Origin of the sequence: Novosphingobium sp. ZW T3_23 (assembly GCF_044987305.1) — a bacterium.
Classification (GTDB): domain Bacteria; phylum Pseudomonadota; class Alphaproteobacteria; order Sphingomonadales; family Sphingomonadaceae; genus Novosphingobium.
Genome location: NZ_JBJDRF010000011.1, coordinates 50,521 through 64,775 on the forward strand (window position 1 = coordinate 50,521; position 14,255 = coordinate 64,775).

Below are 14,255 nucleotides of genomic sequence, written 5' to 3' on the forward strand. Positions count from 1 at the left end.
GGTACCCATGTCCGACAAGCTCACTGAAATCTGCGATACCAAGCGCATCGAAGTGCAAACCCGCAAGGGGTTCGCCACGATCGAAGATCTCGACGCACGCGCGACGGAACAGAGCGCCCCCCGTGGTTTCGAAGCCGCGCTGCGGCGCAAGGCCGAATCCGGGTTCGCGCTGATTGCTGAAATCAAGAAAGCATCTCCTTCCAAAGGGTTGATAAGAGCTGATTTCAGGCCCGCCGAACACGCGATTGCCTATGAGCGCGGCGGAGCGGCATGTCTGTCCGTGCTGACGGATGCGATCTATTTCCAGGGCCACGAGGATTTCCTGGTCGACGCCCGCGCGGCCTGCTCGCTGCCGGTGATCCGCAAGGATTTCATGGTGGACCCGTGGCAAGTGGCCGAAGCCCGTTCGATGGGCGCCGATGCGATCCTGATCATCGTCGCCGCTCTCGACGACGTGCTCATGGCGGAGATCGAGGCGGCCGCCATGGAGCGCGGGATGGACTGCCTTGTCGAAGTTCACAACGAGGCCGAAATGGAACGCGCAGGCCGGTTGAAATCCCGCCTGATCGGCGTCAACAACCGAGACCTGAAGCGCTTCGTCACCGATATCGGAACGACGGAACGACTTGCTCCGCTTGCCCCACCGGGAACCCTTCTTGTCAGCGAGAGCGGCATCAACGGTCATCAGGATCTCGAACGCCTCTCTGCCTGTGGCGCTCGCACGTTCCTGGTCGGTGAAAGCCTGATGCGCGAAGCTGACGTCGAAGCGGCAACCCGGCGGCTGCTGTCCGGAATCTAAGCTTCCTTTCCTGACATTCCGGTCGCTGGTTCCAAGAGGTTACATGAGCAAGTCTCTCACGCACATCGATGCCGAAGGAACCGCACGGATGGTGGATGTCGGCGCGAAACAGGAGACTCGCCGCGTCGCCGTCGCATCGGGGCGTATCACGATGACAACCTCGGCCCTCGCCGCCATCCGCGCTGGAGACGCGCCGAAAGGCGATGTCCTGGGAACCGCGCGCATTGCCGGTATCATGGCGGCCAAGAAGACTTCTGAACTCGTCCCGATGTGCCACCCGCTTCTTCTCGACGCCATCAACGTCGATTTCACTTTCGAGGAAGCGGCGATAGAGGCCAGGGCCACGGTTTCGCTCACCGGCAAAACAGGCGTTGAAATGGAAGCGATTATAGCAGCTTCCATCGCCCTTCTGACAATCTATGACATGGCCAAGGCGCTCGACAAGGCCATGGTCATCGGCGACATCCGCCTAGTCGAAAAGCTTGGCGGCAAATCCGGGCATTGGAAGGCCGAGGATCTGTCGCGATGATGCCACCGATGCCCTTGGAGGAAGCGCAGGCGAGGCTCCTGGCTCTTGTCGAGGCTCTCCCAGTCGAACACGTAGATGTCGAAAGTGCGGCGGGTCGTTATCTTGCAGCCCCGCTTCTCGCCCGGCGCTGCCAGCCCATGGCGGATATGTCCGCGATGGACGGCTATGCCTTGAGCCCCGGTGATATTGCAGGCCCATGGAAAGTGATCGGCGAAAGTGCCGCCGGCCATCCTTTCATGGGCACGATCGCCAAGGGTCAGGCGGTGCGTATCTCGACCGGAGCCTTGCTCCCCGCAAGTGCCGGCGCCGTGATAGTTCAGGAAGACCTGGCCCGCGAAGGAGACCACCTCACCCTCACCGGCGACGCCCCCACCCCGGAAAACAAGCATATCCGTGCCAAGGGCCTGGACTTCCAGGACGGCGCACCGCTGCTCGCCGTGGGAACTCTGATAGGACCGGCACAGATCGGGCTCGCGATCGCCTCGGGCCATCGTCACTTGCCCGTCAGGCGGCTGCCCCGACTTGCCGTGATCGACAGCGGCGACGAACTGTCGGCCGATCCGGAAGCCTGCGGGGATCATCAGATTCCCGCCAGCAACGGCGCCATGCTCACGGCGCTGGCGCGAAGCGTTCCGGTAGATGCAAAGCGAAATGGACCGGTCCCCGACGATATCGACGCCATCGTGGCCGCCTTTTCAGCGACTCAGGATGCCGATGTCATCGTCACCAGTGGCGGAGCTTCGGTTGGCGACCACGATCTCCTTCGTCCCGCGCTGGAAGCCTGGGGCGCCGATATCGATTTCTGGCGCGTTGCGATCAAGCCGGGCAAGCCGCTGCTCGTCGCAACCCGCAGACAAGGCGCCCGCAAGCAGATCGTCATCGGTTTGCCGGGAAATCCGGTTTCCAGCCTCGTAACGGCCTACCTCTTCCTGCTTCCGGTGCTGCGCGCGCTCTCTGGCGCGTCCGGCGCGCTTGCCAGGCCGATTACGGCCCGCCTGTCGCAGCCGCTCCAACCCGGCAGCGCGCGTCGAGAGTTCGTGAGGGGCTGTTGGGACGGGGAGACGGTGCACGCGCTATCGCTCCAGGATAGCGGAGCACTGTCGTCGCTCGCAGCCAGCAACGTTCTGATCGATCGCCCTGCACAGGCCCCGCGCGCGGAAGTGGGGGACACGGTTCAGATGTTCTTGCTCCAAAATGGCGGTATTGCTTGACGATACCCTGTTCGTTGCATAATTGTTCCCTCAATGTTCACGAACGCGATACTTGAAAGGCTGCTGGCCTGACAGGGCTGTTCGTCGGACGGGATTGGGCCAAGTGCCGCAGAACACATGAGGCTAAGCAGATGTTGACGCGCAAGCAGCACGAGTTGCTCCGGTTCATCCAGGTCCGGCTTGAGGAAAGCGGCATTTCCCCCAGTTTCGAGGAAATGAAGGAAGCCCTCGACCTCAAGTCCAAGTCGGGTGTTCACCGGCTGATCTCGGCGCTTGAAGAGCGCGGCTTCATCCGCCGTCTCCCCAACCGCGCCAGAGCACTCGAAGTGCTTCGTCAGCCTGAAGATGCAACGAGCAAGCCGCCAAAGCCGGCGTCTGCCAAGGAAATCGCCTCGCGCGCACCGGCTGTTGGCCGTCCGGCGAACGACGTCATAGAAATCCCCCTACACGGCCGCATTGCAGCCGGTGTCCCTATCGAAGCGCTGGAAGGCCAGTCTTCGCTACCGGTACCCGCGGCACTTCTAGGTTCCGGCGATCACTACGCCCTCGAAGTGTCGGGGGATTCGATGGTGGAAGCGGGAATTCTCGATGGAGATTTCGCGCTGGTGAAGCGCACCACTACTGCACGGGACGGCGAGATCGTGGTCGCGCTCATCCGTGGAGAAGAAGCTACGCTGAAGTACCTGCGGCGGGAAGACGGAATGGTTCGGCTCGACCCAGCGAATGCGGCCTATGAGCCTCAGATCTACGGCCCGGACGAAGTAGAAGTTCAAGGCAAGCTCGCTGGGTTGCTGCGCCGGTATCACTGATCGGCAAAAGGGGGACGGAACGCCCTCCCCTGCCTGTCCAATGTCGTCACGCCAGCTAGTGTTGTACTTGCTTGAGCACGCCATTGCGCCACCATCCATGGTCGCCCTGCGTCTCGGCTACCGATGTCAGCCTCCGGTTTTTCAAATCAATCGTGACGCCTCCCGTACGGTCCAGCATTCGTCGATCGACCTTTAGCCATTTGGGACGGCATGTGGTTGGCAAGCGACGGTGCGCGATGACGATATCCGATCGCGCGCAGGCCCTTGCCAAGGCATCTTCCGGTACGGGCAGATCCCCTCTGGCGATCAGAAGATGGCGAGTGGAATAGCCGTCCTTGAGCGCCACTTTGCAGAAATCTTCGTTGCACTTGGCTTGAGGGTTGGAGCGCATCAATTCCGGATCATCCAGGACGCCGGCTGACTCCATGATGTTATCCAAGGCATAGTCGCTCGAACTGTCGCGTAAGGTAACAAGGCGCTCGCTGACAGGATCGATCCATGCCACGTGACGGCCGTTTCCAGAAATCATGACGTCCGGCGCCTGGATCATCATCAGCCCAAGGTATCCGGCAGCTATCGCAGCCAATCCCCAGAGACGTGCAAGGCTTTGAACCAGGCAAAGCCACAGCCCTCCGACCACGAACAGCATGAAGTGCCATTCGCCCATGCGCGGCATCACCTTTACGGCACCCGGCTGCGCGGCGACCCATCGCGCGATCTCCAACAATGCATCCACCGCATGGTGCGCCAACCACCAGACCGGCGCGCCAAGACCCACGACGTCTAATGCCAGCGCTAATGCGACCAGGGGCATGACGATCAGGGTCGTCAGAGGGATTGCAAGAAGGTTCGCGAAAGCCCCGTAAAACCCCGCGCGATGGAAATGGTACATCCCGATAGGCATCAGCGCCGCTTCGATGGCGATACCCATGACAAGCATGAGCGCGAAACTGCGGAGCGCCTTGGTTAAAATCGCTTCATCTCGCGGTGCCAGCCAGTGCTTGATCGGTGCGGAGTCGCTCAATGCGACCAGGACCATCACAGCGGCAAAGCTCATCTGAAAACTCGGACCGATCAACGACTCGGGCCAGATCAGCAGAACAAGGAAGGCCGCTGCCGCCAGCAAGCGCATCGACAAGGCCTGGCGCCCCAACGCCAGTGCCGCCAGCACCAGCAATGCGCTCAGGCAGGATCGTACGGTCGGCACCTGCGAGCCGCTGAGCAGCGTATAGCCAATGCCCGCAAGCGCGCCCATCACGGCTGCGAGGATCGGAAGTCGTACGCGCAAGGCGATCGCGGGAAAAAGGGCGAGCGAACGCAGCACCAGGAAATATATGCACCCGATCGCCGCGCTGACATGAAGCCCGCTGATCGACAGCAGGTGCGCAAGCCCGGCATCGCGCATCGCTTGCGCATCGTCCTTGCCGATCGCGCCCATGTCTCCCGTGGTCAACGCCGCAGCGATACCACCCCCGGAGCCGGGAAGTTGCCGATTGATGTGCTTCGAAAGCGCCAGGCGCTGTCGCGCAATCCAGTTCCCCCCGCTACCAGAAGCCAGAATCTCAACCGGGGAGGTGATCCTTCCTGTTGCCGAAAATCCGGAAAACCATGCAGATCGCGCGAAGTCATAGCCGCCGGGAAACATAGCCGATGCCGGAGGCGAAAGCCTGCCATGGAAGCGGATGAGCGTTCCGCTCGCAACACGATCGCCAACCCATGAAGCGGGAACATTCATCCGAACTTTGATCGCACGACGGCTTTCCGGGTAACGCAACGCCAGTACCAGGCGCACGCGTTCTAAGGCCGGTTGCTGTTCCCGCTCCAGTACGCGTGCTGTAAATAGACCCGTGACGGGCCGGGAGATCGCAGCCTGCCCGATGATTTCCGATCGGGTCCAGATCGTCAGACAGCCCGCCAGCACCATGAGCGAGAGTGCGAAAATCGCCCTTCCGATATAGGGGAAACGAGAAAGTTCGTTCTGTCGGGTTCGTGAAAAAACCGCAATCAATACGCATACTACGCAAACGCCCGCCCAAGCTTCGGATTGAGCCAAGGAAAACCACGCAATTATGCCGGTTCCGAAGGCAACTGTCAGCCACGGCGCCCGCGCGAAACCGCTGTTCGAAAGAAAACGCTCGACACCGGCCAAACTCCTCGACAAGTGGCTCTGGCTGATCCATGGGCGATGCTGCAATGCAGCGCCTCCGGTTAAAGCCGGAGGCTCGAAATCGACCATCGTGGCGGCGTTGCTGACCATGGTGAGCATAGGACAGGAAGGTTTTTACAATGGCAAGCGGCAGTGCATCGGGCGAAGCGGCGGCAGGCAAGACCGTTGTAACGCGCTTTGCCCCCTCGCCCACGGGATATCTCCACATCGGTGGGGCTCGTACCGCACTCTTCAATTGGCTGTTCGCCCGGCACAACGGGGGCAAGTACCTGCTGCGCATCGAAGATACCGATCGTGCCCGCTCCACCGAGCCTGCGATCGACGCGATCTTCGACGGCCTGACCTGGCTCGGCCTAGAAGGCGACGAGCCGGCGGTGTTCCAGTTTGCCCGCTCCGACCGCCATGCGGAAGTCGCCGCCGAACTGCTCGCCAACGGCCACGCCTATCGCTGTTACCTGACCACTGAAGAACTGGCCGAACGCCGCCAGAAGGCGCAGGAAGAGCGCAAGCCCTTCCGTATCGACAGCGAGTGGCGCGATGCCGACCCATCGACGTGGCCCGCCGACAAATCCTATGTGGTGCGCGTCAAGGCGCCTCGCGATGGCGAAACCACCATCAACGATCTCGTCCAGGGCGAAGTCACGGTCAAGAACGAGGAAATCGACGATTTCGTCATTCTTCGTTCCGACGGAACGCCAACCTACATGTTGGCGGTGGTGGTCGACGATCACGACATGGGTGTCACGCACGTCCTGCGCGGCGACGATCACCTCAACAATGCCTTTCGCCAGCTCGTGATCATCCGCGGCATGGCGTGGGACGAGCCGGTCTACGGGCATGTCCCCCTCATCCACGGCGCCGACGGTGCGAAGCTGTCCAAGCGCCACGGGGCGCTTGGGGTCGACGCCTATCGCGACGAAATGGGCGTGCTGCCCGAGGCGCTGTTCAACTATCTGCTCCGCCTGGGCTGGGGCCACGGCGACGAGGAATTCATCGGCCGCGACAAGGCGATCGAATGGTTCGACATGGCGGACGTGGGCAAGTCTCCCTCGCGCTTCGACCTCGCCAAACTCCAGAATCTCAACGGCCACTACTTGCGCGAAGCCGACGACCAGCGTCTCGCGCAATTGGTCGCGCCGCGCCTCGAGAAGGCCGGCTTTGAAAATCCCGACCTCGTTCTGCTCGCGCAGGCGATGCCGGTGCTGAAGGTCCGTGCAAAGGACCTCAACGAACTTGCAGAAGGTGCAGAATTCCTGTTTGCCAAGCGTCCGCTCGCGTTCAGCGAGAAGGCGCAGGCGCTTTTGACGGACGAGGCGCGGGGGCGCCTCGCCGCCATGCACGAGCGTCTTTCCGGACAGTCCGAATGGACCCTGGAGGCATTGGAAGGCAACCTGAAGGCAATGGCCGAGGATCTGGGATTGGGCCTCGGCAAGCTCGCGCAACCCTTGCGGGCGGCCCTGACTGGTCAGACGACCTCTCCGGGTATTTTCGACGTATTGGTTCTGCTCGGCCGTGAAGAAAGCCTCGCACGCATTGGCGCGCAGGCGGACGCCACGACCGGGTCGCACATATAAGGAGTAAGAACTGGTGGGTGATCAGGTCAAACTGAATGCTGGTGGCACGGAATTCGACTACCCCGTGCTCAAGGGCAGTGTCGGCCCGGATGTCATCGATATCCGCAAGCTCTATGCCCAGACGGGCAAGTTCACGTACGATCCCGGCTTCACCTCGACGGCCAGCTGCGAAAGCGCGCTGACCTACATCGACGGTGACGAAGGCGTCCTGCTCCATCGCGGCTACCCGATCGGCCAGCTGGCCGAAAACTCGTCGTTCATGGAAACCAGCTACCTGCTGCTGAACGGCGAACTGCCGAGCGCAGCCGAACTGTCGACTTTCGAGAACACCATCACGCGTCACACCATGCTGCACGAGCAGCTGGCGAACTTCTATCGCGGCTTCCGCCGTGACGCACACCCGATGGCGATCATGTGCGGCGTGGTCGGCGCGCTTTCTGCGTTCTACCACGACTCGACCGACATCTCCGATCCCGAGCACCGCAAGATCAGCTCGCATCGCTTGATCGCCAAGATGCCGACGATCGCGGCAGCAGCCTACAAGTACTCCGTCGGTCAGCCCTTCGTCTATCCCGACAACAAGCTGAGCTACACCGGCAACTTCCTGCGCATGACCTTCGGCGTGCCCGCGGAAGAATACGAGGTTGTCCCGGCCGTCGAAAAGGCGATGGACCGCATCTTCATCCTCCACGCCGACCACGAGCAGAACGCCTCGACCTCGACCGTGCGTCTTGCCGGTTCGTCGGGCGCCAATCCGTTCGCGTGCATCGCGGCAGGCATCGCCTGCCTCTGGGGCCCTGCCCATGGCGGCGCGAACGAAGCCGCGCTGAACATGCTCAAGGAAATCGGCACGCCGGACAAGATCCAGCACTACATCGACCGTGCGAAGGACAAGAACGATCCGTTCCGCCTGATGGGCTTCGGTCACCGCGTCTACAAGAACTACGATCCGCGCGCCACGGTCATGCAGAAGACCGTCCGCGAGGTGTTCGACGCGCTCAAGGTCACCGACCCGCTCTTCGAGACCGCCCTGCGCCTCGAGGAAATCGCCCTCAGCGATCCGTACTTCGCAGAGAAGAAGCTGTTCCCGAACGTCGATTTCTACTCGGGCATCATCCTCTCGGCCATCGGCTTCCCGACCACGATGTTCACCGCGCTCTTCGCCCTCGCCCGCACCGTAGGCTGGGTCGCGCAATGGAACGAAATGATCTCGGATCCCGGCCAGAAGATCGGCCGCCCGCGTCAGCTCTACACCGGTCCGACGCAGCGCGACTACGTGCAGATCGGCCAGCGCTGAGCTTCCCGCTCGCAAGAGCGGCAGCGGCAGTTTGTCGGCTTACAGGAAGGCCCTCGCGAAAGCGGGGGCCTTTCCTTTTTCGGGCGACGCTCCGTAAAAGCCACGTATCTGACCTTCTCAAGTGTAAGTGCTTGATATGGAAAAGACCCTGTTATAGTATTTGCGAAGATCCAGAATATTACAGCGGGGGCGTTGGCGAATGATCCCAAGTGGTTTCGGAGCATTTACCGCAGTTTTGCTATCAGCATCTCTGGTTTTTCCTGCAAAGGCGCAAGACGCGAAGCCACCTCAGGCAGAGACGATATTTCGGAACGTGCGCGTTTTCGATGGCCAATCGGATCGACTTTCAAATCCGACCAATGTGATCGTCAAAGGCAACGTCATCTCGGCGATCGGCCCTGCGATTCCGACACCGAATGGCGCCAGGATCGTCGAGGGCAAGGGCGCCACGCTCATGCCGGGCATGATCGACGTACATGTCCACCTTACGTTCAGCGCCCTTACCGAACCTCAGCTTCTCGCACCCGATCTCACGCCGCAATCGGCGGAGGCGGCGGCAGCCGTGCAAGCCAAGGCGATGCTTCTGCGCGGCTTCACTGCGGTGCGTGACATGGGCGGCCCGGCCTTCGGCCTGAAAGCGGGCATTGACGCTGGAAAGTACCAGGGGCCGCGTATCTGGCCCTCAGGCGCGGTCATCAGCCAGACCTCGGGTCACGGCGATTTCCGCCTACCCAACGAACGTTCGCGCCGGTTTTTCGGAAAGCCCGCCCGAGCCGAGGAACTGGGCGCAACGTTCATCGCCGATGGCCGCGACGAAGTACTCACCGCCACCCGCGAAAACTTGCGCTTCGGTGCCAGCCAGATCAAGCTGATGGCGGGCGGAGGCTCTTCGTCCGAATACGATCCCCTCGACGTCACCCAATATCTTCCGGAAGAAATTTCGGCGGCCGTCGCGGCTGCGGAGGATTGGGGAACTTACGTCGCCGTCCATGCCTACACGCCGCGCGCCGTGCGTCGCGCGCTGGAGGCCGGGGTCAAATCGATCGAACACGGACAGTTGCTGGATGAAGCCACGATCCAGCTCATCGGCACGCGCGGCGCCTGGCTTTCGCTTCAGAACCTGCCGCCGCCGCTTCCCAGCGACCCGCCGGAGCGCCTCGCAAACAAGATGAAGGTCCGCGAAGGGTCCGATCATGCCTGGGCATGGGCCAAGAAGCATCGCGTGAAGCTTGCCTGGGGTACCGACTTCCTGTTCCGGCCGGAGGAAAACAGCGAACAGAACACCTATATCCTCAAGCTGAAGCAGTGGTTCACGCCCGCCGAAATCCTGAAGATCGTCACCCACGACAATGCCCAGCTTCTCGCCCTGTCCGGCGAACGCTCGCCCTACAAGGGCAAGCTGGGCGTCGTCGAGGTCGGAGCGCTGGCGGACCTCATTCTGGTGGATGGCGATCCGATTGCCGACATCGACCTGATCGGGAACCCGGATCGCAATTTCCGCGCGATCATGAAGAACGGTGTGTTCTATCGCGAACCGGCTTCTGCGCGGAGGGTACCTTGAAACGACCACATCGCCACGTCATTCTCTGATTATTGCTTGGGAGGAATTGTAATGCCGTTCCTCAGGATACTAGCCATCGTCGTCGGACTATCGGGGATCGTGATCGGCCTGCTCTGGGTCGGCCAGGGCACCGGCATAATCTCCTGGCCGGCACAGAGCATGATGATCGACGATCGAAGTTGGGCCGTGCGCGGAGCGATCATGGCGGCGGTCGGATCGGTCCTGCTCTGGCTTGCGCGTCGCGGCAACGGGAGCAATGACAACCGTCTCTGACGGTTGGAACTGCCCCCGATCAAGCCTCCAGATCGGCGGGAACGTCCAGGATGAACCGCGCGCCCTGCCCCGGTGCGCTTTCGACGACAAGATCGCCGCCCATCGCCCGGGCAAGGCTGCGCGAGATGTAGAGGCCGAGGCCCGATCCGCCGTCGCCACTTCGGCCAAGGCGTTCGAACTTCTCGAACACCCTGCCCTGCTGATCCTCCGAGAGGCCCGGCCCCTGGTCGGCCACGATGATCCTGGCGCGCTCTCCGATCGCTTCCAGCCTGATCCAGACCTGCGAACCTTCCGGCGAATAACGGATCGCGTTGCCGATCAGATTGAGCAAAACCTGCAAGACGCGTCGGTATTCCGCGATGGCCGGAAGATTTTCTGCGGGATGCGGGGCCTCTATGAAGATGCCTTTTTCCCGAGCCCGCACGTTGAGAATGCCCGCCGCCTGCCGCGCCAGTTCTGACAGATCCACGCGGTCGGGCGCTGTGCTGAAGCCTTCCGTTTCCACCACCTCCAGGTCCGCGAGATCTTCCAGCAGCCCCAGCAAAAGCTTCCCGGCACCCGCGATTTCGCCCGCGTACTCCGCATAGGCATCCGGCAGGGGCCCGGCGAGCCGGGTACGGATCGTTTCCGCATTGGCGATTATCCGCGAGATCGGCTGACGCAGGACCGGTGCCAGATCCTGCCCCACCAAGCTGCGGCGCAGCAGCGGCTCCATCGGCTCGCGCAAGGTCGCCGCCGAACCGGCCGGCGTATCGGAAACCAGCAGCAACTCGAAGCCCGCCGGATCGAAGCCGGGGCGCATATGCGGCACGAGAGAAATGCGCCAGGCCCGTCGCGATCCGGGAACGACCACCCGCGCGCCATCCAGCAGGCGCCAATGCAGCGGCTGCTTGTGGGCGATCTTCTCGGGCGGCAGAAATTCCGTCCAGGCACGACCGAATCCCGCGCTCATGGACGCGGCGAGAGAGGCCAGTTCCGCGCTGTCCGAAGAGACGGCCAGCAGGCGCTGCTCGGCGTCCAGCTGGGCCGACAATTCGGCGAGATGACGATCGGTCATCGTGCGCCGGCGCTCTACCGCTGCGGCGTCTTCCATGGGCGCCGGCGCCGTCTGCCAGTTCCGCACGACGATCTGGCAACCTTCGCCGAACCCTTGCGGCTCGACTTCCACCCATGCGGTTATGACGTCGTTGCCGTCATGCGCGGCCACGGCGCGGGCGAGCCGGAATCCATAGCGGCGCGCCTTGCGTACGAGTTCCAGCAGTTCCGGCACGGCAATCGCGCCAGGAAGTCCCCCCCCGCATCGTTGCTGAAGGCCGGCAAGAGGCTCGTCGGCTTCCAGCAGCCGGTCTTGTGCATCGCTGACCCCGCGAGCAAGGATCGTGCCTTCCATCAGCATCAGCCGCCCTGCCGTCCACTGGCCAGGATCGACACGGCCACATCGACTCCCAAACGTTCAAACCCTTCGGGCAGCATCGCTTCGGGATGGATGGCGAGAAACTGCTTCTCGATGTCAGGCGCATTGAGACCCGCCGCGCGCAAGGCCAGCGCAAGGCGCGCCAGTTGCGCCTCGTGGGTGGCGAGCACCGCGGCTTCCCGCCTCAGTCCCGAGCCCGTGGCGAGCGCCGTGAAGAACAACGCCACACCGGCGTGGCCCACCGACAATGCAATGTGAGATGCCCCTCCGAGACCCGTCAACAGGCGCGAGGCGAGACCCAGTCGCGTTGCGCCTTCATCGTAGCGACGGCGAATACCCGCTTCGGCGGCGGCAAGCCGTTCGGCCGCTGTCTTTCGCAAGGTTCCGGCCCTCACCGCCATCATGCCGCGAACCGCCAGCAGCACGCGATGAAGCAGATCGCCGGGAAGCTCGCCCAGGGGCAGGCTCATCCCGCGTTGCGCCTGACACCACCGCGCCTGCGCAGCCAGCCAACTGACGGCCAGTCCATGGATCGGCCCCTCTGCCGACGCGAGCATGGCCTGGACCAAAGGAGACACCACCGGATCGAGCGCCAGGCGCCCCTGAAGGCGCTCCGTCATCTGCCATTCCAAAGCCATGGAATGAATGTGCGACAGTAACAGCGCGTCCGCCATGAAAGTGCGCGAAAGGTCTTCCAGATCCTCTGCGAACTGCCCGGCGTCGGCTTCGCCCAGATAGAGCTGCTCGACGATCTGACGGGCCAGATCCGCAACCATTCCGCGCACCCGCGCCAGAATCTCGTCGCTGAACAGCGCACTGTCTTCCGCCGCGAGCAGGTACTGCAAGATGGGCAGCACACTGTCGGCCATGGCATCGCCGCGCGCCAGATCAGCACGGAGCAGAGCCTCCGCGGTCTGGTCGTCGGCCGGATGAACAGCGTTGTCGATCATCCGTCCCGTTTACCCTGTATCTGGTTAAGCCCCGGTTAGTCCTTCCGACGTAGCGGAAGAGCCATGCCGATCACAATAAGCGCGATCGCCAGAACTTCCACCACGGGCTCAACTTGCCCGAATCCTGCGGCAAAAGCCAGCAGAAGTCCCAATGTGGCACGGTCTGCCGCAAGCGATGCGACCTTACCTGTCACGTAGCGCGGAATCAGCGCCAGGAGCATCATCAGCATGGCCGCCGGGAACATCCACGAGATCAGCGATTCGCCGCCGAGCCGAGGTATGCCGGCCAGTACGGAAAGCCCGAATGCGGCATCCAGCAGCCAGCCCAGAACGTTCGCGCGCGGGATTGCCGGCGGCAACTGTCCAAGCGCGTGTCGCTCGACCGAGCGCAGCAGGCGGCTTGCCTCGACCAGCAGTGCAGCCACGCCAAGCAGGAGAAACGCGGGGACGAGAAGTTCGAACCAGGCAAGACCGCCGGCTATGGCCACCGAACCGACAACGCCCAGGCTCAGCATGTTGCTGGCATTGCCTGCATGGAGCAGCGTGGAGCCGAAGCGGAGCACGCCCCGCCGCGCTACCACGCGACCGGGCGACACATATCCGCCATCGGCAAACCGTTCGTTGAGCCAATCCAACTCCACCGCGTGCGCTTCGCTCTCGTCGCGAATCAGGCGCCAGTCCACACCGCTTCGAACGGCGGCGGGAACGTCTCGCATGGGCACTGCCGACTGCAGCGCGATTCGCGTCAAGGCCGAGTGCACATCGCAATCTGCCGGCAACTCCTGAAGATTTTCGACAAGATGTCCGGGAATGCGCATCAGGCCTGCACTTGCGCGATTGATGTCAATCCGTTCGAAACCCGCCGCAAGCCCTCCTTCCACCGGCTGCACCAGTACCGCTGGAGAGCGGCCCTCAAGCAGCGGCAAGACACCGGCCGGCTCCACGAACAGGCCCTCGCCGATGACCACCAGTTCGTCGCTGGCCGTGACCAGTCCGGACAGCGCCCTGGCTCCTGATGCGATGTAGAATTGCAGGCCGGCATCTTCCGCCATGCGCTGCACGGCGATCATTTCCGGCGATGTCCCGCGCGCCAGGCAGATGACCCGCTGGCAATCGAGTGCGAGCGCAAGCCCAAGCTGATGCTGTGCAAGCGTCGCCCCGCCGATGCGCAGAAAAGCGCGCGGCAGCGTCTGACCCGCCACGGCAGGCTCCATCATGGCGAGCAAGGCGATACGCAGTTCGATACACTCCAGCGACCTTCAACCCTTAGGCAAAGGCCTGGCCGGTGCCAAGCCGGGGCCCTCCAAATGGCTAAGGAAAACCTCTCAGGTGGGGGTCAACTCGGCAAGAAAGGCGCGCAACTGGCGCACGACCCCGGGCTCGCCCGGCGCACCGTCCAACGCACGCTCCGCCAGCGCCAGCAATTGCGCGGAATGGAAACTTGCCGCCAGCCCCTTGAGCCGCATCGCCGCAAGCTGCCAATTGCCGTCGCATCGGGATCGCGACAAAAGATCGACCTGTCGCGCCACGCTTTCCAGGAAGGATGCGCGCAACTCCGCGAAAAGCGTAGGATCTCCGCCCGCCGCAGCGGCCAGCGTCGCTTCAAGGGCACCTGCTTCATAAGCCATTTCCCCAGCTTAATGCCCAAACAGTTAAACCAGGCTTTATAGA

The 14,255-nt window shown here is 62.6% G+C and carries 13 protein-coding genes; 8 read left to right on the forward strand and 5 right to left on the reverse strand.

Annotation, left to right across the window (positions count from 1 at the left end; translation table 11 throughout):
- The first annotated feature begins 7 nt into the window (after positions 1 to 7).
- The 4 genes from trpC (at position 8) to lexA (ending at position 3,348) form a co-directional block, all read left to right on the forward strand.
- Positions 8 to 799 (forward strand): indole-3-glycerol phosphate synthase TrpC, encoded by a 792-nt coding sequence (gene trpC, locus ACI3K3_RS08635; protein WP_404913188.1) that lies wholly within the window; start codon positions 8 to 10, stop codon positions 797 to 799.
- 43 nt (positions 800 to 842) lie between these two features.
- Positions 843 to 1,328, forward strand: a complete 486-nt coding sequence (gene moaC, locus ACI3K3_RS08640) for a cyclic pyranopterin monophosphate synthase MoaC (protein WP_404913189.1) — start codon at positions 843 to 845, stop codon at positions 1,326 to 1,328.
- Positions 1,325 to 2,539 (forward strand): molybdopterin molybdotransferase MoeA, encoded by a 1,215-nt coding sequence (locus ACI3K3_RS08645; protein ID WP_404913190.1) that lies wholly within the window; start codon positions 1,325 to 1,327, stop codon positions 2,537 to 2,539. Before moaC ends, ACI3K3_RS08645 begins: the two co-directional genes overlap by 4 nt.
- 131 nt (positions 2,540 to 2,670) lie before the next feature.
- Positions 2,671 to 3,348 (forward strand): transcriptional repressor LexA, encoded by a 678-nt coding sequence (gene lexA / locus ACI3K3_RS08650; protein WP_404913191.1) that lies wholly within the window; start codon positions 2,671 to 2,673, stop codon positions 3,346 to 3,348.
- A gap of 55 nt (positions 3,349 to 3,403) precedes the next feature.
- On the opposite strand, the gene ACI3K3_RS08655 is transcribed toward lexA, so the two are convergent.
- Positions 3,404 to 5,605: a ComEC/Rec2 family competence protein gene (locus ACI3K3_RS08655; RefSeq protein WP_404913192.1), complete on the reverse strand. Its 2,202-nt coding sequence runs from the start codon at positions 5,603 to 5,605 to the stop codon at positions 3,404 to 3,406.
- Between the two features lie 29 nt (positions 5,606 to 5,634).
- Here ACI3K3_RS08655 and gltX point away from each other — a divergent pair, with 29 nt between their 5' ends.
- From gltX to ACI3K3_RS08675, 4 genes are all read left to right on the forward strand, one after another.
- Complete coding sequence (gene gltX / locus ACI3K3_RS08660) at positions 5,635 to 7,089, forward strand: glutamate--tRNA ligase (RefSeq protein ID WP_404913193.1); 1,455 nt, start codon at positions 5,635 to 5,637, stop codon at positions 7,087 to 7,089.
- Positions 7,090 to 7,102: 13 nt separating this feature from the next.
- A complete protein-coding gene (locus ACI3K3_RS08665) occupies positions 7,103 to 8,386 on the forward strand; it encodes a citrate synthase (RefSeq protein WP_404913194.1) in 1,284 nt (427 codons plus the stop codon).
- 361 nt (positions 8,387 to 8,747) lie between these two features.
- Positions 8,748 to 9,947 (forward strand): amidohydrolase family protein, encoded by a 1,200-nt coding sequence (locus ACI3K3_RS08670; RefSeq protein WP_404913195.1) that lies wholly within the window; start codon positions 8,748 to 8,750, stop codon positions 9,945 to 9,947.
- A 51-nt stretch (positions 9,948 to 9,998) separates the two neighbouring features.
- Positions 9,999 to 10,220: a hypothetical protein gene (locus tag ACI3K3_RS08675; protein ID WP_313442712.1), complete on the forward strand. Its 222-nt coding sequence runs from the start codon at positions 9,999 to 10,001 to the stop codon at positions 10,218 to 10,220.
- Positions 10,221 to 10,239: 19 nt separating this feature from the next.
- On the opposite strand, the gene ACI3K3_RS08680 is transcribed toward ACI3K3_RS08675, so the two are convergent.
- The 4 genes from ACI3K3_RS08680 to ACI3K3_RS08695 form a co-directional block, all read right to left on the reverse strand.
- The gene (locus ACI3K3_RS08680; protein ID WP_404913196.1) at positions 10,240 to 11,616 is read right to left on the reverse strand and encodes a sensor histidine kinase; all 1,377 of its coding nucleotides are present in this window, start codon (positions 11,614 to 11,616) and stop codon (positions 10,240 to 10,242) included.
- Entirely contained in the window at positions 11,616 to 12,584 is a 969-nt protein-coding gene (locus ACI3K3_RS08685) for a hypothetical protein (protein WP_404913197.1), read from the reverse strand. The genes ACI3K3_RS08680 and ACI3K3_RS08685 overlap by 1 nt, the downstream gene beginning before the upstream one ends.
- Before the next feature lie 35 nt (positions 12,585 to 12,619).
- The gene (locus ACI3K3_RS08690; RefSeq protein WP_404913198.1) at positions 12,620 to 13,801 is read right to left on the reverse strand and encodes a hypothetical protein; all 1,182 of its coding nucleotides are present in this window, start codon (positions 13,799 to 13,801) and stop codon (positions 12,620 to 12,622) included.
- Between the two features lie 108 nt (positions 13,802 to 13,909).
- The gene (locus ACI3K3_RS08695; RefSeq protein WP_404913199.1) at positions 13,910 to 14,212 is read right to left on the reverse strand and encodes an Hpt domain-containing protein; all 303 of its coding nucleotides are present in this window, start codon (positions 14,210 to 14,212) and stop codon (positions 13,910 to 13,912) included.
- Between the last annotated feature and the right edge of the window lie 43 nt (positions 14,213 to 14,255).

Bases quoted from the DNA above. Each gene is read 5' to 3' on its own strand.
- trpC (WP_404913188.1), top strand. From the start codon at position 8: ATGTCCGACAAGCTCACTGAAATCTGCGATACCAAGCGCATCGAAGTG.
- moaC (WP_404913189.1), top strand. From the start codon at position 843: ATGAGCAAGTCTCTCACGCACATCGATGCCGAAGGAACCGCACGGATG.
- ACI3K3_RS08645 (WP_404913190.1), top strand. From the start codon at position 1,325: ATGATGCCACCGATGCCCTTGGAGGAAGCGCAGGCGAGGCTCCTGGCT.
- lexA (WP_404913191.1), top strand. From the start codon at position 2,671: ATGTTGACGCGCAAGCAGCACGAGTTGCTCCGGTTCATCCAGGTCCGG.
- ACI3K3_RS08655 (WP_404913192.1), bottom strand. From the start codon at position 5,605: ATGGTCAGCAACGCCGCCACGATGGTCGATTTCGAGCCTCCGGCTTTA.
- gltX (WP_404913193.1), top strand. From the start codon at position 5,635: ATGGCAAGCGGCAGTGCATCGGGCGAAGCGGCGGCAGGCAAGACCGTT.
- ACI3K3_RS08675 (WP_313442712.1), top strand. From the start codon at position 9,999: ATGCCGTTCCTCAGGATACTAGCCATCGTCGTCGGACTATCGGGGATC.
- ACI3K3_RS08680 (WP_404913196.1), bottom strand. From the start codon at position 11,616: ATGCTGATGGAAGGCACGATCCTTGCTCGCGGGGTCAGCGATGCACAA.
- ACI3K3_RS08685 (WP_404913197.1), bottom strand. From the start codon at position 12,584: ATGATCGACAACGCTGTTCATCCGGCCGACGACCAGACCGCGGAGGCT.
- ACI3K3_RS08690 (WP_404913198.1), bottom strand. From the start codon at position 13,801: ATGATGGAGCCTGCCGTGGCGGGTCAGACGCTGCCGCGCGCTTTTCTG.
- ACI3K3_RS08695 (WP_404913199.1), bottom strand. From the start codon at position 14,212: ATGGCTTATGAAGCAGGTGCCCTTGAAGCGACGCTGGCCGCTGCGGCG.